The sequence below is a fragment of the Rhizobium sp. P40RR-XXII genome, assembly GCF_012641405.1.
Lineage (GTDB): Bacteria > Pseudomonadota > Alphaproteobacteria > Rhizobiales > Rhizobiaceae > Rhizobium.
The window spans coordinates 308,117-326,963 of the sequence record NZ_JABAII010000005.1 but is presented as its reverse complement, the minus strand read 5'-3'; the positions used below and the strand labels follow the sequence as shown (position 1 = coordinate 326,963).

Below are 18,847 nucleotides of genomic sequence, written 5' to 3'. Positions count from 1 at the left end.
CGCCGTCTCAACCTTATCAGGAAAGACGACCCGCGAATGGCAGATGAACGCCGCGACATGTTGAGCAGGCCTTCCCCCGATGCGCTTCTCGAAAAGGCGCGGGCCGAGACACGCGGGCGATTGAAGGTTTTCCTGGGTGCGGCCCCAGGCGTCGGCAAGACCTATGAGATGCTGATGTCCGGCAGGGCGAAGATCGCGGACGGCGTCGATGTCGTCGTCGGCGTCGTCGAGACCCACGGCCGCCGCGAGACGCAGGCCCTGCTTGACGGGTTCGAAATCGTTCCGCGCGTCAATGTCGATTACAAGGGACGCGCGCTCGAAGAGATGGATCTCGATGCCATCCTGAAACGCCGTCCTGAACTGGTGCTCGTCGATGAGCTCGCCCATACCAATGCGCATGGCAGCCGGCATCCGAAACGCTATCTCGACGTCAAGGAGCTTCTCGATCGCGGCATCGATGTCTACACGACGCTGAATATCCAGCATGTCGAAAGCTTGAACGACGTCGTCTCGCAGATCACCCGCATTCGCGTGCGCGAGACGGTGCCGGATTCCATCATCGATCTCGCCGACGATGTCGAGATCATCGACCTGACGCCGGACGATCTCATCAAGCGGCTGCATGACGGCAAGGTCTATGTGTCGAAGACTGCCGAGCGCGCGCTGACCAACTATTTCACGCCCGGCAACCTAACGGCGCTGCGCGAGCTGGCGCTGCGCCGGACCGCGCAGCGTGTCGACGACCAGCTCCTGACACATATGCAGGCGCATGCAATCCCGGGGCCTTGGGCGGCCAGCGAGCGCGTGCTCGTTTCCATCGATCATCATCCGCGCTCGGCATCCTTGGTGCGCTACGCCGCGCGCATGGCATCGCGCCTGCGCGCGCCTTGGGCTGCCGTTTATGTTGAAACCAACCGCTCGATCGGCCTGACGGAAGCGCAGCGCGACACGATCGCCGCAACGCTCAGGCTTGCCGAACAGCTCGGCGGTGAGGCGATTACCCTTCCGGGCCGCGAGGTGGCGGAGGAGCTGCTTCGCCATTCGGCCAGCAACAATGTGACCCATATCGTCATCGGTTCGCCGAAAATCGGCTCCTGGCGCGATTGGTCCCGTCGTTCGGTTTCCTATGATCTCATCCGCAAGGCCGGAGATATCAGCGTCCATGTCATTTCCGGCAGCGATGTGGATGGTCAGGCCGCGAGCCGCGGCGTCAAGGTCGCGCCTTCGCCTTCTCCCTTCCAGCTGCGTGGCTATATTCTGGCAACGCTTTATGTCGCCATCGCGCTGGGCTTTTGCGTCATCCTCGATCAGGTGCTGGATGTGCGAAATCTGGCGCTCGTCTTCCTGATGGCGGTCCTGGCCAGCGCGGTCACGCAGGGCCTCCGGCCGGCACTTTATTCCTGTATTCTCGGCGCGCTTGCCTTCAACTTCTTCTTCCTGCCGCCGCGCTATACGCTGACGATCAGCGATCCGGAAAGCGTGCTCGCCTTCTTCTTTTTCCTCGGCGTCGCGGTGATCGCCAGCAACCTGACGGCGACGGTGCAACGGCAGGCGGCGGCGGCGCGGCAGCGCGCTCGGACGACCGAAGATCTCTATCTCTTTTCCAAAAAGCTCGCCGGCACCGGCACGCTCGACGATGTTCTTTGGGCTACCGCCTTTCAGCTGGCCTCGATGCTGAAGCTGCGCGTCGTGCTGCTTTTACCGGAGCATGGCACGATCGCCGTCAAGGCCGGCTATCCACCCGACGATACGCTCGATGATGCCGATATTGCGGCGGCGCGCTGGGCTTGGGAGCATAATCATGCGGCCGGCCGCGGCGCCGACACCCTGCCCGGCGCCAAACGTCTCTATGTTCCCCTGCGCACAGGCAGAACCGCTGTCGGCGTCATCGGCCTCGACAGCGACCGTCGCCACGGGCCGCTTCTGACGCCGGAGCAGCAGCGGTTGCTCGATGCCCTTGCCGATCAGGCAGCGCTTGCCATCGAGCGCGTGCAACTGGTGGCCGATGTCGACCGCGCGAAGTTGGCTGTGGAGGCGGATCGGCTGCGCTCCGCGCTGCTGACGTCCATTTCCCATGACCTGAAGACGCCGCTTGCGGCCATCCTCGGTGCGGCTGGAACCTTGCGCGATTATCTGGAGACGTTGCCGAACGAGGACCGGGTCGATCTCCTTTCGACCGTTATCGACGAATCCGAACGCCTCAACCGTTTCATCGCCAATCTGCTCGACATGACCAAGATCGAGTCGGGCGCTATGGAGCCGAACTATGCGCTGCATTATGCCGGCGATGTCGTCGGCAGTGCATTGCGGCGGGCGGAAAAAATCCTGGCTCATCACCGCGTCGATGTGCAGATACCTGTCGATCTGCCGATGGTGAAGGTCGATCCGGTGCTGTTCGAACAGGTACTGTTCAACCTGCTCGACAACGCCGCCAAATACGCACCGGAGGGGTCGGCCATCCGCCTCGAAGCCTGGGCCGATATCGACAATATCGTTTTCAGGGTCATGGATGAAGGGCAGGGCATTCCGCCTGCCGACCTCGAACGCGTTTTCGATACGTTCTACCGCGTGCGCAAGGGCGATCAGGTGCGCGCCGGCACCGGCCTTGGCCTTTCCATCTGCCGCGGTTTCATCGAGGCGATGGGCGGCACGATCGCCGCCGGCAATAGAACGGATCGGCAAGGGACTGTCTTCACCATCCGCCTGCCGAAACCAACAGATATCCCGAAGCTGGATGAACTGAAATGAACACCACTGCCGTCAAGATTCTCGTCGTCGACGACGAGCCCCCGATCCGCAAATTGCTGCGCGTCGGCCTCGGTGCCCAGGGCTACGTCGTCAACGAGGCGCAGAACGCCGCATCCGCCCAAGCATCGGTGAACGAGGACCAGCCAGACCTCATCGTCCTCGACCTCGGTCTCCCCGACAAATCGGGCCAGGATCTGCTCTTGGAATGGCGCGAGGACGGGGTGCAGATCCCCGTCGTCATTCTATCGAGCCGCACGGACGAGGCGGGCATCGTCAAGGCGCTCGAAAGCGGGGCCGACGACTACGTGACCAAGCCTTTCGGCGTCAACGAACTTGCGGCCCGCATTCGCGTAGCACTGCGCCATCGCCTGCAGCAGCAGGGTGAGAAGGCGATCTTTCAGACCGGGGGCCTTTCCATTGATCTCGTCAAGCGCATCGTCAAGGTCGATGGCAAGGAGATCAAGCTCTCGCCGAAGGAATACGACATCCTGCGCGTCCTTGCCCAGCATGCCGGCAAGGTGCTGACACATCAGTTCCTGTTGAAGCAGATCTGGGGTCCGGCGGCCGATGTGCAGTATCTGCGCGTCTATGTTCGCCAGCTCCGGCAGAAGATCGAGGAGATTCCCGATCAGCCGCACTATATCACCACCGAGACGGGCGTCGGCTATCGGCTGCGCGAGCCGGATTGATGTTGTCAGGATCCCGAATCCGGTATCGAGATGTTCTCATCTCGATCTCGCAGCAATGAAAATCATTTCATAACGACCGATTGCTCGATCCTGAGTGCGACCATGGACCTTTCCACGATCATTCTTCCCGAACACGTCTTCGTCGGCCTGCCGGCTCCGACCAAATGGCGAGCGCTGCAGATGCTGTCATCGAAGGCGGGCAGTTGCTTTGGCCTGGATGAGGCAATGGTTCTGCGGGTACTGGAGGCTCGCGAGAAGCTGGGCACGACCGGCATCGGCAATGGCGTTGCCGTCCCGCATGCCGCCGTTGCCGGCATGACCAGGCCGCGCGGATTGATGGTGCGCTTTGCCCATGCCGTCGATTTCGAGGCTATAGACGACGTTCCAACGGAATGGGCATTCGTGCTGCTTTTCGGCGAGGGTGGCCGGAGCGACTATCTGAACGTACTCGCCGCCGTCGCCAGGCGGCTGCGGACGGAAGGCGTGTTGACGGCGATGCGGCAGGCCAAAAACGCCGACGAGCTTTATTCGGTTTTTATGTCCGACTCCATCGCCTGAGGGCGCTCGGAACACGCACTGCCCGCTGTTCGGGAATGTGATTTCATTTTTCGAGATTCTATGGGATGCTGTTCTCCGGAGTTACCTAAAACGGGAACGGTCTTCGTTACTTTATACGACCAAGTTGATAGGGTTTAAGGACAAACGAAGGGGGTGCATCCATGCAGACGATAAGGCTTTCCCGGCTTCTCGCCACCGCAGTTCTGATCGGCAGTTTCTCGATCGCGGCCGTCGCGCCGACCTGGGCGGCGGACAAGACGTTTCTCAATGTTTCCTACGATCCGACACGTGAATTGTATAAGGATTTCAACGCGGCTTTCGCCGCTAAGTGGAAGAAGGATACGGGCGAAACCATCAACATCAAGGCTTCGCATGGCGGCTCCGGCGCGCAGGCTCGCTCCGTCATCGACGGTCTCGACGCCGATGTCGTGACGCTGGCGCTTGAAGGCGATATCGACGCGATCGCCAAGGCGACGCACAAGATTCCCGCCGACTGGAAGACCAAGTTCCCGAACAATTCCGTTCCGTATACCTCGACCATCGTCTTCCTGGTGCGCAAGGGCAATCCCAAGGGCATCAAGGATTGGGCGGATCTGGTCAAGGATGGCGTCGAGGTCATCACGCCGAACCCGAAGACCTCAGGCGGCGCCCGCTGGAACATTCTGGCGGCCTGGGCCTGGGCCAAGCAGGCCAATGGCGGCGATGATGCCAAGGCGCAGGAATACGTCGCGCAACTTCTGAAGCATGTTCCGGTTCTCGATACCGGTGCGCGCGGCGCGACGACGACCTTCGTCCAGCGTGGTCTCGGCGATGTTCTACTCGCATGGGAAAATGAGGCCCACCTCTCGCTCGACGAACTCGGCCCCGACCAATTCGAGATCGTGACCCCGTCCGTCTCGATCCGCGCCGATCCGCCGGTGGCCGTCGTCGACGGCAATGTCGACACCAAGGGCACGCGCAAGGTCGCGGAAGCCTATCTCAACTATCTGTACTCGGATGAAGGCCAGAAGATCGCCGCCAAGCACTATTACCGGCCGATCAAGCCGGAAGCGGCCGATCCGAAGGACGTCGCCCGTTTCCCGGCCTTGAAGCTGGCAACCATTGACGATTTCGGCGGATGGTCTCAAGCTCAGCCGAAGTTCTTCGCCGACGGGGGCGTCTTCGATCAAATCTACAAGCCGGGACAATAAGACTGAATGCATTCTATAACCCGCAAACGGTGGCGGTTACGGCAGCCGAGCGTCATTCCGGGCTTCGGATTGGCGCTCGGCGTTACCTTGGCTTGGCTCATCTTCATCGTTCTCATCCCGCTGTCGGGGCTGCTGTGGAAGAGCAGTGCTCTCGGCTGGGAAAAATTTTGGGCACTGGCCCTTGATGTGCGCACGCTCTATGCGCTGCGCATGAGCTTCGGCGGCGCCTTCATCGCCGCGCTCGTCAACGCCGTGCTTGGGCTCATCCTTGCCTGGGTGCTGGTGCGCTATCGGTTTCCGGGCAAACGCATCCTCGATGCCATGGTCGATCTGCCGTTCGCGCTGCCGACGGCGGTGGCCGGCATTGCCTTGACGACGCTCTATGCGCCGAACGGCTGGATCGGTCAGTTCCTGGCGCCGCTCGGCATCAAGATCGCCTTCACCCCGGTCGGCATCATCATCGCGCTGATTTTCGTTGGCTTGCCCTTCGTGGTCCGCACGGCGCAGCCCGTCATGGAGGAGATCGACCGCGAAGTCGAGGAGGCGGCGGCAACCCTTGGAGCGAACCGCTTTCAAACGATCACGCGCGTGCTGCTGCCAGGCCTGGCGCCTGCGGCGCTGACCGGCTTTGCCTTGGCGTTCGCCCGCGCGGCCGGCGAGTACGGATCGGTGATCTTTATCGCCGGGAACAGGCCGTATGTCTCGGAAATTGCACCGTTGCTCATCGTCATTCGCCTGGAGGAATACAATTACGCCGCAGCGACGGCGATCGCGACGCTGATGCTGTTCATTTCCTTCACCATGCTTTTGATCATCAATCTCATCCAGTCGTGGAGCAGAAGGAGATATGGCTATGGCGCATGATCTTTCTGCCGCCGCCGAAACGGGTCATTCCGTCATCACCGAAAGCCGGGTCGCGCGCATCATCTTCATATTGATCTCGCTCGCTTTCCTCGCCTTGATGGTGCTTTTGCCTCTGGCCGCCGTCTTCGTCGAGGCTTTCCGCAAGGGGATAGAGGCCTTCTTTGAAGCCCTGGTCGACGAGGAGACCTTTGCGGCAATCCGGCTCACATTGATCGTTGCGGGTATCAGCGTGCCGCTGAATCTCGTCTGCGGCGTTGCCGCCGCATGGGCGATCGCCAAGTTCGAATTCAAGGGCAAGGCCTTTCTGACGACCCTGATCGATCTGCCGTTCTCCGTTTCCCCGGTCATATCGGGCCTGGTCTTCGTGTTGTTGTTCAGTTCCAACAGTACGCTCGGCCCCTTGCTGCAGAGCCATGGCATACAGATCCTGTTTGCTGTTCCGGGGCTCGTGCTGGCGACGATGTTTGTCACCTTTCCCTTTGTCGCTCGCGAGTTGATTCCGCTGATGCAGGAGCAGGGCAGCGCGGACGAAGAGGCGGCGCTCTCGCTCGGGGCCAATGGCTGGCAGACCTTCTGGTATGTCACGCTGCCGAACATCAAATGGGGCCTGCTTTATGGCGTGCTGCTCTGCAATGCCCGCGCCATGGGAGAGTTCGGCGCCGTTTCGGTCGTTTCGGGTCATATCCGTGGCGAAACCAACACCATGCCTCTGCAGGTCGAAATTCTTTATAACGAATATAATTTCTCGGGGGCATTCGCCGTTGCCACGCTCCTGGCCCTGCTTGCCCTTGTCACACTTATACTGAAGACGCTGCTGGAAATGCGCTATAGCGAAGAGATCGCAGCCAGCCGGCGTCACTGAAGGAATTCTTGATGGAAGTTCGCGTTCAAAACCTGCGCAAGGAATTCGGTCGCTTTCCCGCATTGCATGACGTGTCGCTGGATATCCGTTCGAGCGAATTGATTGCGCTTCTTGGTCCATCTGGCTCCGGCAAGACGACGCTGTTGCGCCTGATTGCCGGATTGGAGACACCGACGGAGGGGCAGATCTTTTTTGGCGATGAGGATGCATCGCGAAAATCGGTGCAGCAGCGCAATATCGGCTTCGTGTTTCAGCACTACGCACTGTTTCGGCACATGACTGTGCTTGATAACATCTCTTTCGGCCTGAAAGTCCGCTCGGCATCGCGTCGCCCGCCGCGCGACGAAATTCGCCGGCGTGCGGTGGAGCTGTTGGAACTTGTGCAGCTGAACGGCTTGGAGAAGCGCTATCCGGCCCAGCTTTCCGGCGGCCAGCGCCAGCGCGTGGCGCTGGCGCGCGCCATGGCGGTCGAGCCGAACGTGCTGCTTCTGGACGAACCCTTCGGCGCTCTCGACGCGCAGGTCCGCAAGGACCTACGCAGGTGGCTGCGCGAGATCCATGACCGGACCGGCCATACCACCGTCTTCGTGACCCATGACCAGGAAGAGGCGCTGGAGCTCGCCGACCGCGTGGTCGTGCTCAACAAGGGCGCCATCGAACAGGTCGGAACGCCGGACGAGATCTACGACACGCCGAATTCCCCGTTCGTCTATGGCTTCATCGGCCAGTCCAATCGTCTCAAGGTCCGCATCACCAGCGGCGAGATCTGGTTCGATGACAAGCCGCTCGGGCTCAGCACGCCGCATGAGCCCGATGGCGAGGCTCATCTCTATTTCCGCCCGCACGACATCGAGCTGCGTGACGGCGATGGCGGCGCGATCGCAGGTCTGCTTGTTGCCAGCAGGCGTGTGGCGGGCACCCGCCATCTTGAGATCAACATCGGCCCCGAGCACGATCCCATCGAGATCGAGCTACCACCGAACAAGGCGGATGCGCTCGATCGCAACCGCATTGCCTTCAGGCCGACACGGTGGAAGCTGTTCCGCAATGGCAGCTGAAGCGGTTTAGATTTTCACGGGCTCTCTGAGCGGCTCCATCTCGTTGTTTTCTAGCAATTCCAGGAAAGCCGCCGCGCGCCTTTCCTGGAATTGCCCGAGGATCAGTCCTCCGGATGGGCGGCCGAGGCGAAGCCGCCGCCCTGGTAGATGACGGTTGGGTCATTGGGATCTTCCGGCGGCGCTTTTGAAAGGATTTCGGCCCGCCAGGGTGCCGCGCTATCGCGCGGCTTCCAGCCGAGGAAGGCAGCGTTGCCGTTGTCCCACCATTGCTCGTCATTGTCGGAGGCACCGTAGACGATCGTGTGCCCGAGCCTGGGTGCGTCGAAAGCGCAGCCGCAGAGGGAGAGAAAATCCCTGATGCTGAACCATGTGGCGAGCATGCGCGTATTGCGCGGTTCGGGAAAGCAGGAGCCTATGCGCACCGAAAGCGTTTCCTGGCCGAACTTGTCGAAGTAGAGGCTCGCAACCGCTTCACCGAACACCTTCGAAACGCCATAGAGCGAATCCGGCCGGGTCGGCACCTTGTTGTCGATCCGCTCATCCCGGCGATAGAAGCCGATCGTGTGGTTGGAGCTCGCAAAGACGATGCGCGGCCTGCCGGCGGCGCGCGCTGCCTCGTAGAGATTGTAGAGGCCGACGATATTACCCTGCAGGATCAGGTCGAAAGGCTTCTCCACCGATATTCCGCCGAGATGGATGATGCCGTCGACGCCCTTAACCATGGTGTCGACGCCGCCACGATCGGAAAGGTCGCAGGCAACGAAACGCTCGTGCGGGCGCAGATCGTCAATGGGAGTGAGATCGGACAGGACGACGCTCTCGGCAATTTGCGACAGAAGCGGCCTGAGCGCCTGGCCGACGCCGCCGGCAGCGCCAGTGAGCAACAGAGTTTTTAGCATGAATTATCTCCGGGATCAGTCTTTTCGGCGGGCAGGTTATAAGATCACTTTCCGGCAGTCATCCTCTATATGCGCGGAGTCAACATGAAGCACATCGATGATGTCTAAAGCGCACGGCGAACTCTCAGATTCGCTTCCCACGCTTTAGGTTTTGCGCATGCCGTTGTCGCAAAATCGCTGCACATTTTTGCGGAATTAAGTAGCAAATGCCACAATATTTCGTCGCCCCATTACCTACTTTATAAGAAAAGTAGGTACAGAGATTGAGATGTGGCGAAGATCGCTCGTCATTTTTTCGATGCCAAAGAAGCAGCGATACCTGCGGTGACCGATTTGGGCTTCGTTAATTTCTCCAATGCGTACTGACGGTTTCACCGGAACGTTATTAACGGTTTCCCCCATATTCTATTGACACTTTCCCCGCATCTCTATTACGACTTCCCCCATATCGCTTTCCTAAGAAAATGAAGTGATCATTATGGACGAGAGTCTCCTCCCGCGTCATCTGCAGCCACAACTAAAGGCCGCACTTACATCAGCACGAGTGGTTAACATTATTGGACCGAGGCAGGTCGGGAAAACGACGCTGGTACGCGATCTATTGAACGTTGGAAAATTCATCACCTTAGATGACGAGGGTGTGCTTGCAGCTATTGAGGCTGATCCAAAAGGACAGCTGGATGCCCTGCTGGGTGAGACGAAAGCAGGACCCCTCATTATCGACGAAGCCCAACGATCAACGAAATTAGCTTTGGCGTTGAAGAGAATCGTGGACGAAAGCCGAGCAATGGGTCAGTTCGTCCTGACAGGCTCATCCAACGTTTTCATTTCCGCGCACGTGGCGGACTCGTTGGCAGGTCGGGTCCATACAATGACGATGCTTCCAATGAGTGTCGCCGAAACAAAGCGCATGGGGCCTGCGAAAATTCTCGATTGGGCATCGAGGAATAGCCGTCCCGATCCGCTAGACCTGCCTAAAGCAGAAATTTTGTCCCGGGCACAATACATCGACTTGATAGTCGCTGGCGGTTTCCCAGAGATACGAACTCTGGAAGAACGCTGGAGGCAAAATCGATACACAGGCTACGTTGACAGTGTAGTGGAACGCGACGTTGCACACGTCTTAAAAATAAGAAAATCGGACGCCATGAGGCGAATGATCGATCAACTAGCTACGCGCGTCGGAAACGAGCTTAATATAGACGAACTATGTTCGAACATCAGTTTACAACGGAATACCACCGAGACCTACCTCGATATTCTAACCAAGCTATCTCTACTGCAACGATTGCCTGCGTGGACCTCTGGAGAATCCGGGCGCGACATACGCCACCCAAAAATCCATCTTGTGGATACCGGTATCGTCGCGGCTTTGAGGAGTATGAACACCCAGAGCTTCAATATTGGCGCGAATCCCACAGCGCTTGGCAGCCTGTTCGAAAATTTCGTTTTCAATGAAATGTGGAAATCCCTCCCCTATCAGATGCGCCAGTGGCGACTTTATCATTGGAGGCATCAACGAGGACGCGAGATAGACATCCTTGCTGAGTCAGACAGAACGATTGTTGGCTTCGAGATGAAGACGTCGACCGCGGTTGAAGCAAAGGATTTTCAACATCTGCGATGGTTTCGAGATGAAGGCCCCGGTATGAACCGTCCCTTCGTCGGCATCCTCATTTATATGGGAGAGCGCGTACTCAGTTTCGGCGAAAACATATTTGCGCTCCCTCTGTCGATATTTTGGTCATTCAAAGACAGTTAGCCTCAGTGGGCGGCCCGGTTTTGGCATTTGCTACCTAATTCCGCATTTTCGCGCGACATGCCTTAGGCAGTCTGCGACCGTGCGTCGGCTTCGCTCTCCAGTGTTTCCAGGCTGACGATGGCCTTAATGGGCAAGTGATCGGAAGCCACGCGCGCGAGCGGTGAGTCATGCACCTCGACCGCGGAGATCATGCCGCGACGGTTTGCCATGATGCGATCGAGCGCCAAAAGCGGCAGCGTTGAGGGAAAGCTCGGAACAGCGGGGGGAAGCGGGCCGAAGGCGGCCTGGAAGGTATTGAGCGATGAGCGGTCGCCCAGCCGCCACTCGTTGAGGTCGCCGAGCAGGATGGTCGGCACTTCGCCGCCGTCGCTCATCAGGTCGACGATCAGGCGGGTCTGCTGGGCACGCGATCGGTGCAGAAGGCCGAGATGTGCGGCGATGATCCTGAGGCTGCCGCCGCGCGCCAGTTCCAGTTCGGCGATCAGAGCGCCGCGCGGCTCCAGTCCCGGCAGGCTTATCTGGTGCACGTCACGCACCGTGCCCTGCTTGAAAAGAACGACATTGCCATGCCAGCCATGTGCCTTGGCAACGCCGGCAACGGGCACGGGGATAAGCCCTGTCTCGCGCTCCAGCCGGCGCAGATCGAGGATGCCAGTGCGTTCGCCGAAACGCGTATCGGCTTCCTGCAGGCCGATGACGTCGGCATTGATCTCATAGATGACCCGGCTGGTCCGTTCCGGATCGAACCGCCGGTCGGCGCCGACGCATTTATGGACATTGTAGGAAGCGATCAACGTGCCCTGAGGGCGATCCGGTTTGCCGGCCGGCTTGAGGCGCGATTTGTTTCGGCTCTTCAGGCTTTCCAGAATACTCGCACGGAGACTTTCTTTCTTCTTTTTCATCTATCCGTCGACCGTTCCTTGATCAGACCATGTCGGGCACATGCAAGGGATTATAAGAAGCGACGATTGGCCTTGTCATGTAAAAAGGTTGCGACAGGGGCAGATTGTCCATGGGGCTCGTCCGTCAGAGATAGGGTGAGCCGAGCCAGAGGACCTTCTCGATGAGCCTGACGACAAAGGGCCGTGCCCGCAGTTTTTCGAGATCGACCGGATGGGCCGTTTCCAGGATTGCGCCGATATGGGCATCGATCGTTTCGGCAAAACCGCGATCGAGCACTTCCAGATCCACCTCGAAATTGAGCCGCAGGGAGCGGGGATCGAGATTGGAGGAGCCGACATAGGCCCAGATTCCATCGATCGCCAGCAGCTTCGAATGATTGAACGGGCCTTCGGCACGCCAGATGCGGCAATAATTCTTCAGCATCTGGTCGAACTGCGCCGTCATGGCGCGGTCGACAAGCACGAGATTGTTGGCGGTCGGCACGACGATGTCGACCTCGACACCGCGCCGGGCTGCCGTGACCAGTGCGCTGATCAGCTCGCGATCCGGCAGGAAATAGGGCGACATGACGCGGATCGATTTATGCGCCACCGACAAGGCGCCGATGAGCATCTTGTGGTTGGTCTCGATGCTGCGGTCGGGACCGGAAGCGACCACCCGCATGAAGACCGGCGCTCCCGGCTCATTGGAGGGCGCCGCAATCCGCCATTCGTTTCCGCTGAGGACCTCGCCGGTCGTAAAGCGCCAGTCCTCGGCGGCGGTGTTGAAGAGATCGGCAACGGCAGGACCCGTCACGCAAAAATGCATGTCGCGGGCGCAATGGTCATGGGCGAATTCCCGCGTGAATCCCTGGCGGATATTCATGCCGCCGGTAAAGGCGATCCGTCCGTCGATGCTGAGGATCTTGCGGTGGGTGCGCAGATTGGCATAGGGCAGTCTGAGGCCGATGATGACGTTGCCGTTGAACACGTCGACCTCAACGCCGCCCTCTCTAAGATAGCCCATGATGCTCGGCACGGAGTAGCGGGCACCGACGGCATCGATCAGCACGCGCACGCCGACGCCGCGTTTAGCGGCGGCGATCAGGGCGTCGGCGATGCGCAGGCCGATCGGGTCGCGATCGAAAATATAGGTTTCCATCAGGATGCTGCGTTCGGCGCCATCTATTGCGGCTTTCATCGCCGCATAGGCGGCGTCGCCGCTGGTCAGCATTTCGATCGTGTTGCCGGTGCTCATCGTATAGCGGACGACGCGGTCGCCGAGCGTTTTCATCGAGCCGAAACGCTCGCCGAAAAGCCGCCGCACCTGGTCGTCATTGGCATCGAAGCTGGAGAGTTCTCCATTCGCATCCTTGCGGAAGAGCGCGTCTCGCTGTGAACTGAGTGAGGCCCGGCGGATGCGATTGATGCCCGCGAAGGCATAGAGCCCGGCGCCGATGATGGGCGACAGGATGACGACACCGACCCAGCCGATCGCCGCGCGAACATCTTCTTTGGTCATTGCCGCATGGATCGCGGCGGCTGCCCCCAACGCGATGGACAGGACAGCGAGAACTTGGCCCCAATGGGCATCCACCAGGTCGATCATGGCGCGAGTATATCTTTGCCCGCAAAAGCTGCAATGAGCCGATTTGCGATCACGGACATGTCGTTGATATCGGTGCGAAAACTCATCCTATTAGATATTTTTAATTGAAGACCGTTGTTGCCGCCTTCATACTTAGGGTGCTTCGGCCGCTTCGCTACCGTCCCCCAACGGTAACCTTGTTTCTTGTTTGAAGCGCCACTGCGGTTCGAGAGCCGAGACCGAAGAAAACGAGCCCTGGCATTTTAAAGTCATGGCGTCTTGGCTGCTCGGGGGAGGCGTGAAAGCCCGCGTTTCAAGAACGGGCATTGTTCATCAAACCATGTTCAATGATGCGAACGGAGAACAGCAGATGTTGGAATCTCGGGACGAATGGATCAAGAAGCGCGCATATGCCATTTGGGAAGAGGAGGGTCATCCCTTCGGGCGCGATGTCGAGCACTGGGAACGGGCGAGCGGTGAGCGCATCGCACTCGATAAAAGTGTCACGATGGCCGTTGCAGGCGAGGCCAAACTCAAGACCAAACGTAAGCCGGCGGTCACCGTGGCCGCCGCAGAGGTGATCGCCAAACCGGCGGTAAAGAAGGTATCGAAGAAAGCCGCAAAGGCGTAGGACGCGCCAGTTTTAGAGCGGAGACGAGTTTAGAGCGGAGACGGGGCAGTTCGATGGGAGACATCGAGCCGCCTCTCTTTTTTGAGCTGCGGCGGGAGAAATATTCGCAATAATTTCGGTAATTTAGGTCCCGATCGCGAAATAGTTGTCACACACCGGTGCTATTGAGTGAGAAGGGAGCCACGCAATGAGCCGCAGCCACATTGATGACCTGCAAATGACTGTCACGACGATCGTCGCGGCGCGCTGTCTTTTGCATTTTGTCGGCAGCGTGGAGGTGATGACGTGATGTCCCTTCTCGTGCTTGCGGCGATCTATCTTCTGGCGGCGTTGGTCCTCATCCTGATTATCGATCGTTCCGTCGGTATGTTTTTCCCGGCTTCAGCCAAGCGTCGTGTGAGGCCGCAGCGTGATCGACGCTTGCGGCCGCTATCGGCCAATCGCAACTCTCCCGGCCAGGTATCGGAACCTTTTCCGTGACGGCGTGTTGGTCTTTCTTCCATAGCGAGGAGAAAGACCATGCCACGAGGAGACAAATCCGCCTATAGCGACAAGCAGAAACGCAAGGCCGAGCATATCGAGGAAGGCTATGAAGACCGCGGCGTTTCCCATGGAGAAGCCGAACGGCGCGCCTGGGCGACCGTAAACAAGGAAAGCGGCGGCGGCAAAAAATCCGGCTCGGGCCGCGGCCACCCGGAAAGGCATGAATCTTCCGAGAAGGGTGGCAAGATCGGCGGACGCGCCGCCGCAAAACGGCCAGCGTCCGAGCGCTCGGCTTCCGCAAAGAAGGCGGCCGCGACGCGTAAACGTCATGAACATCGAGCTCATTCATAGGCGGCGCGTGAGGGATGTATTCTATGGTTGGCGTGTCAGGCCGGTGATGTAACGTCATTTTGTCTGGTCGCGATCGTCAACGCCCCTTCCGCTTCGAGACGGCGACGCTAGATTTCTGCGTGAGGCTAACCAGCGCTTTACGCCGATCGTCGCTAGTCGCCGTCTTCAATTCTCGGGAGGGAAAGTCGAATGTCTTATGAACTCTACTATTGGGACGGCATCCAGGGACGTGGCGAATTCGTCCGGCTGGCACTGGAGCAGGGCGGTGCCCACTATGTCGATATCTGCCGTGGCCCGGCCGGCAAGGGGCAGGGAATGCCGGCCATGCTGGCGATCATGGAAAATGGGGAAGGGCCTAACCTTCCGTTTGCGCCGCCGTTTCTCAAGGAAGGCGACGTCATCATTCCTCATGTGGCGAATATCCTGATGTATCTCGGTCCGAAACTTGGCCTTGCGCCAAAGGACGAAGAACAGCGCCACGTGTTGAATGGCCTGCAATTGACGATCACCGATCTCGTCGCCGAGGTCCATGATACGCATCATCCCATCGCCGTTTCGAAATATTACGAAGATCAGAAGCAAGAGGCTAAGGCTCGCGCCGCCGAATTCATCGACAATCGTATTCCGAAATTCCTCGGATATTTCGAGCGTGTGCTGCAGCAAAATCCGGCTGGGCCGAGCCATATCTTCGGCAACAGCCTGACTTATGTCGATCTCTCGCTGTTCCAGATTTATGAGGGATTGCACTATGCTTTCCCGCGCGCGACCGCCCGTCTCGGCCACCGCTATCCGCATTTGGCGGCGCTGCATGCCGCTGTCACGAAACTGCCCAACATTGCTCGCTATCTTCAATCCGATCGCCGCATCCCCTTCAATGAGGACGGCATTTTCCGGCATTATCCGGAGCTGGATAAAGATGTGGCGTAAGCAATGCTCCTCTATCAATTCATTCCCGCGTGCTGGATCATTTGGCTGCTGATCTGGCTCTTTGCGTCCTTCGGCGCCAAGAAAACCGTGCGGCAGGAAGACCCGTTGTCGCGGCTCGGCAATACCGCGCCGATCTGGATCGGCGCTTTCCTTCTGGCGGCCAATCCTTCGTGGCTGGGGCCTTTACGGTTTCGCATCATCCCGCAGGACCTGACATTCTATGCGATCGGTGCGGCTTTGACGGTCGCTGGCCTCCTCTTCGCTATATGGGCTCGTTACCACATCGGTCGCAACTGGAGCGGCGTGATTACGCTGAAGGAGGATCACGCGCTCATCCGTTCCGGCCCCTATGCGCTTGTCCGCCATCCGATCTATTCCGGTCTGATGCTCGCCATTGTCGGCTCGGCAATCGCACGCGGCGATATTGCCGCTGCCTTTGCGATCGTCGCGGTGCTTTATGCCGTGCTGCGCCGAATGCAGATCGAGGAAAGCTGGATGAGCGAGACTTTCGGTTCGGCTTACGCCGATTACAAGGCCAGTACGCCGGCACTGATCCCGTTTCTCATGTAGCGTCAGATTTTGAGCGGCGATGCTGCTGTGAAAAAGTCGGCCCAGGGGTCGGTGTTCGATTGGCTCAAACGTGAGGCTGCGTTGCCAACGGTGAAAGAAGCCGGACCGATCTTGCCGTCCAACTCCTCCCAGCCGATCGGCATCGAAACCGCCGCCCCTTTTCTTGCACGCGTCGAATAGGGCGCAACGGCGGTATTGCCGCGGCCGTTACGCAGATAATCGACGAAGATATGTCCGGTTCGCTTCGCCTTGCTGGCGACGGACAAATATGCATCCGGGCTATCGGCGCTCATCGCATGTGCCATCGTCTCGGCCGCTTCCTTGACCTGCTGCCAGTTTGCCTGCGGCTTGAGGGACGCGAGGACATGCAGGCCCTTGCCGCCTGAGGTCTTGACGAACGACGTCAATCCCTGAGCGGAAAAGCGCTCCCTTATTTCCTTTGCCGCCATGGTGACCTTGCCCCACGCGACATCCTCGCCCGGATCGAGATCCATGATGATCATGTCGGGTTTTTCCCAATGGCCGGTGGTCGTGCCCCAGGGGTGTATTTCAAGTGCCGCCGATTGAACGAGAGCAGCCAGGCCGTCGAAATCTTCGATCTTCAGAAGCTTTGCCGCGTCCTTGTCTTCGGGATCGGCAATCTCCTCGATATGCGGATTGATGCCTTTCCAGGCATGTTTCTGGAAGAATCGTGGCCCGTCGATACCGTCAGGGCAGCGCACCAGCGCCAGAGGGCGATCAACGACGAAAGGGGCCATGCGCCGCCAGGCCAGCGCGTAGTAATTAAGGAGATCCTGCTTGCTGACCTCGTCGTCGGGCCAATAGACCCGCTCCGGATGCGTCAGTTCGACCGAGGTCTTGATGCCGTCCTGAATGGGCGTCTTTGCCATCTCGCATGCGCTCCATTTTCTGCGACGGGAAGGTGGTCGCGCCGGGCAAGATTAGAGCATGATGCCGAAAAGTGTAAGCTGTTTTCGGGCGACATCATGCTCTCGGTATTTGATTTTAGCGCGACGCTCAAAGTCGATCGGCTGCCATTGTCACGGCATGAGCTGGCCGCCATTGACCTCGACGACTTGGCCGGTGATGTAGCCGGACAGCGTTGTGGAGGCGAGGAACAGATAGGCGCCGACACAATCCTCCGGCGTGCCGACGAAGCCCATGGGGATCGTCTTGCGCTGAATTTCCATCTGTTCGTCGTTGGTATAGCGCTCGTGGAAGGGCGTTGCGATCACGCCCGGTGCGACTGCATTGACGCGGATCTTGTCGTTGACGAATTCCTTGGCGTGGCCGTGGGTGATCGTCGAGACGAACCCCTTGGAGGCCGCGTAAAGGATCGCGCCGTTGCCGCCGCCATTGCGCGCGGCGATCGAGGTCGTGTTGATCACGAAGCCGCCCTGTCGCTTCAAATAGGGATAGGCCACGCGGGTTGCGGCGAGCACGGAGCGGGCGTTGAGGTTCATCACCCGGTCATAATGCTCATCCGTCATATCGGCGGTCGGAAGTCGTCCCAGCATGCCGCCGGCATTGTTGACCAGACCATCGAGGCCGCCCAGCGCTTCGGCCGCATCCCTGACGACGCGTTCGGTCTCGCCATCTTGCGAAACATCACCCTGGATCAGATGGACCGTCCCGCCGCTCGCCTTGATTTCAGCCGCCAGCTTTTCGGCCGGTTCGCGGCTGGCATTGAAATGAAGGCCGACCTTCATGCCCTGTGCGGCAAAGGCCAATGCGACTGCAGCGCCGATGCCGGTTGAAGCACCGGTGATCAACACCCGTTTTTCGGCCAGATCGGGGATGCGGATGGACGCAAGCAATTGCGCGAGTTCTGCCATGACAACTCCTCCTGAATGTCAGTCAATCATATGACGAAATATGCTCTGTCTTATCAGTCGCAAGGGCGGAAAGGCAATCGCGGGGCGGGCAGACAAAAGGACGCGATATGCTCCTTGGATCGCGTCTCCGGTTTGCCGGCCCTCATCATTGGACCCATGAGGCATTGGAGCTTCCCACCATAACAATTTGAAATAACTCTAATTTCCAGAAGTGATGAACTTCATGTTTTAGGTGAGCGAGACTTGGATCGCCCCGGGAATAGCCGCTGAACGGCACGAAACGATCTGGTGTGGCAGCACCACGGCGGATAATGAAGATGCCAAGGGAGTCGGCCGCTCCTCACGATGATGAGGCGATGGCGGCTGCGGCTTCGACAACAGAGAGAGACCGAAAATATCATGAGCAAGAACACGTTGATCCGTTTCGATGTTGCCGACAATCAGGCCGGCGGCCAGCGCCGTCCCTTCGCCAAGGCCGTCCGTGCTGGCGATTTCGTCTATGTCTCGGGCCAGGTGCCGACCATCAACGGTGAAATCGTCGTCGGCAATGTCGTGACGCAGACCGAGCAGGTTATCGCCAACATCAAGGATGTTCTTGCCCTTGCCGATTGCACGCTCGAACATGTCGTCAAGGTCAATGTCTGGCTGGACGATGCCCGCGATTTCTCGAGCTTCAACGCGGTGTTCGAGAAGCATTTTATCGATCACCCGCCAGCGCGCTCGACCGTCCAGTCGCCGATGATGGTGGATGTCAAGGTCGAGATGGACGTCGTAGCCTATAAGCCGCTCGACTGAGCGGAAATTGCTTTGCGATCTCGATCGCAATGGCGCTGCGGCTGCATCGCATATCCGCGAATGCCGCAATGACGGCCGTTCCATGATAGATTTCCGCCGCGCCTAACCTTCACGCTTTCGATGTCGGCTCTCCATGCGGCCGGTGTCGAGGCGGCG

Annotated in this window: 19 protein-coding genes; 14 read left to right on the top strand and 5 right to left on the bottom strand. The window is 59.1% G+C overall.

The window, feature by feature from the left end:
* The first annotated feature begins 36 nt into the window (after nucleotides 1-36).
* The 7 genes from HGP16_RS12625 (at nucleotide 37) to HGP16_RS12595 (ending at nucleotide 7,969) form a co-directional block, all read left to right on the top strand.
* A complete protein-coding gene (locus HGP16_RS12625; RefSeq protein WP_168840347.1) occupies nucleotides 37-2,748 on the top strand; it encodes a sensor histidine kinase in 2,712 nt (903 codons plus the stop codon).
* Nucleotides 2,745-3,437: a response regulator gene (locus HGP16_RS12620; RefSeq protein ID WP_168840346.1), complete on the top strand. Its 693-nt coding sequence runs from the start codon at nucleotides 2,745-2,747 to the stop codon at nucleotides 3,435-3,437. Before HGP16_RS12625 ends, HGP16_RS12620 begins: the two co-directional genes overlap by 4 nt.
* A 102-nt stretch (nucleotides 3,438-3,539) precedes the next feature.
* Entirely contained in the window at nucleotides 3,540-3,995 is a 456-nt protein-coding gene (locus HGP16_RS12615; RefSeq protein WP_168840345.1) for a PTS sugar transporter subunit IIA, read from the top strand.
* A gap of 161 nt (nucleotides 3,996-4,156) precedes the next feature.
* On the top strand, nucleotides 4,157-5,185 hold the full coding sequence (locus tag HGP16_RS12610; protein WP_168840344.1) for a sulfate ABC transporter substrate-binding protein: 1,029 nt from the start codon (nucleotides 4,157-4,159) through the stop codon (nucleotides 5,183-5,185).
* Between the two features lie 6 nt (nucleotides 5,186-5,191).
* Nucleotides 5,192-6,049, top strand: a complete 858-nt coding sequence (gene cysT / locus HGP16_RS12605; protein ID WP_168840343.1) for a sulfate ABC transporter permease subunit CysT — start codon at nucleotides 5,192-5,194, stop codon at nucleotides 6,047-6,049.
* Nucleotides 6,039-6,911 carry a sulfate ABC transporter permease subunit CysW gene (gene cysW, locus HGP16_RS12600; RefSeq protein ID WP_168840342.1) on the top strand — a complete coding sequence of 291 codons (873 nt, stop codon included), beginning with the start codon at nucleotides 6,039-6,041 and terminating at the stop codon, nucleotides 6,909-6,911. Before cysT ends, cysW begins: the two co-directional genes overlap by 11 nt.
* An 11-nt stretch (nucleotides 6,912-6,922) precedes the next feature.
* Nucleotides 6,923-7,969: a sulfate/molybdate ABC transporter ATP-binding protein gene (locus HGP16_RS12595; protein ID WP_168840341.1), complete on the top strand. Its 1,047-nt coding sequence runs from the start codon at nucleotides 6,923-6,925 to the stop codon at nucleotides 7,967-7,969.
* A 101-nt stretch (nucleotides 7,970-8,070) separates the two neighbouring features.
* Here the strand turns inward: HGP16_RS12595 and HGP16_RS12590 are convergent, their stop codons facing one another.
* Nucleotides 8,071-8,868 (bottom strand): NAD(P)-dependent oxidoreductase, encoded by a 798-nt coding sequence (locus HGP16_RS12590; RefSeq protein WP_168840340.1) that lies wholly within the window; start codon nucleotides 8,866-8,868, stop codon nucleotides 8,071-8,073.
* 478 nt (nucleotides 8,869-9,346) lie between these two features.
* On the opposite strand from HGP16_RS12590, the gene HGP16_RS12585 reads away from it, so the two are divergent.
* A complete protein-coding gene (locus HGP16_RS12585; protein ID WP_168840436.1) occupies nucleotides 9,347-10,630 on the top strand; it encodes an ATP-binding protein in 1,284 nt (427 codons plus the stop codon).
* A 62-nt stretch (nucleotides 10,631-10,692) separates the two neighbouring features.
* Here HGP16_RS12585 and HGP16_RS12580 read toward each other — a convergent pair whose 3' ends face one another.
* Both HGP16_RS12580 and HGP16_RS12575 read right to left on the bottom strand, forming a co-directional pair.
* A complete protein-coding gene (locus tag HGP16_RS12580) occupies nucleotides 10,693-11,532 on the bottom strand; it encodes an endonuclease/exonuclease/phosphatase family protein (RefSeq protein WP_168840339.1) in 840 nt (279 codons plus the stop codon).
* Nucleotides 11,533-11,656: 124 nt separating this feature from the next.
* Nucleotides 11,657-13,120, bottom strand: coding sequence for a phospholipase D-like domain-containing protein (locus HGP16_RS12575; RefSeq protein WP_168840338.1), 1,464 nt, complete (start codon nucleotides 13,118-13,120; stop codon nucleotides 11,657-11,659).
* A gap of 277 nt (nucleotides 13,121-13,397) precedes the next feature.
* Here HGP16_RS12575 and HGP16_RS12570 point away from each other — a divergent pair, with 277 nt between their 5' ends.
* From HGP16_RS12570 to HGP16_RS12550, 5 genes are all read left to right on the top strand, one after another.
* Nucleotides 13,398-13,730 (top strand): DUF2934 domain-containing protein, encoded by a 333-nt coding sequence (locus HGP16_RS12570; RefSeq protein WP_409526831.1) that lies wholly within the window; start codon nucleotides 13,398-13,400, stop codon nucleotides 13,728-13,730.
* 288 nt (nucleotides 13,731-14,018) lie between these two features.
* The gene (locus HGP16_RS12565) at nucleotides 14,019-14,210 is read left to right on the top strand and encodes a hypothetical protein (protein WP_205926546.1); all 192 of its coding nucleotides are present in this window, start codon (nucleotides 14,019-14,021) and stop codon (nucleotides 14,208-14,210) included.
* Between the two features lie 39 nt (nucleotides 14,211-14,249).
* Nucleotides 14,250-14,564 carry a plasmid stabilization protein gene (locus HGP16_RS12560; RefSeq protein ID WP_168840336.1) on the top strand — a complete coding sequence of 105 codons (315 nt, stop codon included), beginning with the start codon at nucleotides 14,250-14,252 and terminating at the stop codon, nucleotides 14,562-14,564.
* A 189-nt stretch (nucleotides 14,565-14,753) separates the two neighbouring features.
* On the top strand, nucleotides 14,754-15,491 hold the full coding sequence (locus tag HGP16_RS12555; RefSeq protein ID WP_168840335.1) for a glutathione S-transferase: 738 nt from the start codon (nucleotides 14,754-14,756) through the stop codon (nucleotides 15,489-15,491).
* 3 nt (nucleotides 15,492-15,494) lie between these two features.
* Nucleotides 15,495-16,061: an isoprenylcysteine carboxylmethyltransferase family protein gene (locus tag HGP16_RS12550; RefSeq protein ID WP_168840334.1), complete on the top strand. Its 567-nt coding sequence runs from the start codon at nucleotides 15,495-15,497 to the stop codon at nucleotides 16,059-16,061.
* 2 nt (nucleotides 16,062-16,063) lie between these two features.
* Here the strand turns inward: HGP16_RS12550 and ligD are convergent, their stop codons facing one another.
* Nucleotides 16,064-16,951 (bottom strand): non-homologous end-joining DNA ligase, encoded by an 888-nt coding sequence (gene ligD / locus HGP16_RS12545; RefSeq protein ID WP_168840333.1) that lies wholly within the window; start codon nucleotides 16,949-16,951, stop codon nucleotides 16,064-16,066.
* A gap of 150 nt (nucleotides 16,952-17,101) precedes the next feature.
* Nucleotides 17,102-17,896, bottom strand: a complete 795-nt coding sequence (locus HGP16_RS12540; RefSeq protein ID WP_168840332.1) for an SDR family NAD(P)-dependent oxidoreductase — start codon at nucleotides 17,894-17,896, stop codon at nucleotides 17,102-17,104.
* A 399-nt stretch (nucleotides 17,897-18,295) separates the two neighbouring features.
* On the opposite strand from HGP16_RS12540, the gene HGP16_RS12535 reads away from it, so the two are divergent.
* Nucleotides 18,296-18,691, top strand: a complete 396-nt coding sequence (locus tag HGP16_RS12535) for a RidA family protein (protein ID WP_168840331.1) — start codon at nucleotides 18,296-18,298, stop codon at nucleotides 18,689-18,691.
* Nucleotides 18,692-18,847: the final 156 nt, after the last annotated feature.

What these genes read in the sequence shown, in the direction of transcription:
- HGP16_RS12625 (WP_168840347.1), top strand. Translation starts at nt 37, where the DNA reads ATGGCAGATGAACGCCGCGACATGTTGAGCAGGCCTTCCCCCGATGCG.
- HGP16_RS12620 (WP_168840346.1), top strand. Translation starts at nt 2,745, where the DNA reads ATGAACACCACTGCCGTCAAGATTCTCGTCGTCGACGACGAGCCCCCG.
- HGP16_RS12615 (WP_168840345.1), top strand. Translation starts at nt 3,540, where the DNA reads ATGGACCTTTCCACGATCATTCTTCCCGAACACGTCTTCGTCGGCCTG.
- HGP16_RS12610 (WP_168840344.1), top strand. Translation starts at nt 4,157, where the DNA reads ATGCAGACGATAAGGCTTTCCCGGCTTCTCGCCACCGCAGTTCTGATC.
- cysT (WP_168840343.1), top strand. Translation starts at nt 5,192, where the DNA reads ATGCATTCTATAACCCGCAAACGGTGGCGGTTACGGCAGCCGAGCGTC.
- cysW (WP_168840342.1), top strand. Translation starts at nt 6,039, where the DNA reads ATGGCGCATGATCTTTCTGCCGCCGCCGAAACGGGTCATTCCGTCATC.
- HGP16_RS12595 (WP_168840341.1), top strand. Translation starts at nt 6,923, where the DNA reads ATGGAAGTTCGCGTTCAAAACCTGCGCAAGGAATTCGGTCGCTTTCCC.
- HGP16_RS12590 (WP_168840340.1), bottom strand. Translation starts at nt 8,868, where the DNA reads ATGCTAAAAACTCTGTTGCTCACTGGCGCTGCCGGCGGCGTCGGCCAG.
- HGP16_RS12585 (WP_168840436.1), top strand. Translation starts at nt 9,347, where the DNA reads ATGGACGAGAGTCTCCTCCCGCGTCATCTGCAGCCACAACTAAAGGCC.
- HGP16_RS12580 (WP_168840339.1), bottom strand. Translation starts at nt 11,532, where the DNA reads ATGAAAAAGAAGAAAGAAAGTCTCCGTGCGAGTATTCTGGAAAGCCTG.
- HGP16_RS12575 (WP_168840338.1), bottom strand. Translation starts at nt 13,120, where the DNA reads ATGATCGACCTGGTGGATGCCCATTGGGGCCAAGTTCTCGCTGTCCTG.
- HGP16_RS12565 (WP_205926546.1), top strand. Translation starts at nt 14,019, where the DNA reads ATGTCCCTTCTCGTGCTTGCGGCGATCTATCTTCTGGCGGCGTTGGTC.
- HGP16_RS12560 (WP_168840336.1), top strand. Translation starts at nt 14,250, where the DNA reads ATGCCACGAGGAGACAAATCCGCCTATAGCGACAAGCAGAAACGCAAG.
- HGP16_RS12555 (WP_168840335.1), top strand. Translation starts at nt 14,754, where the DNA reads ATGTCTTATGAACTCTACTATTGGGACGGCATCCAGGGACGTGGCGAA.
- HGP16_RS12550 (WP_168840334.1), top strand. Translation starts at nt 15,495, where the DNA reads ATGCTCCTCTATCAATTCATTCCCGCGTGCTGGATCATTTGGCTGCTG.
- ligD (WP_168840333.1), bottom strand. Translation starts at nt 16,951, where the DNA reads ATGGCAAAGACGCCCATTCAGGACGGCATCAAGACCTCGGTCGAACTG.
- HGP16_RS12540 (WP_168840332.1), bottom strand. Translation starts at nt 17,896, where the DNA reads ATGGCAGAACTCGCGCAATTGCTTGCGTCCATCCGCATCCCCGATCTG.
- HGP16_RS12535 (WP_168840331.1), top strand. Translation starts at nt 18,296, where the DNA reads ATGAGCAAGAACACGTTGATCCGTTTCGATGTTGCCGACAATCAGGCC.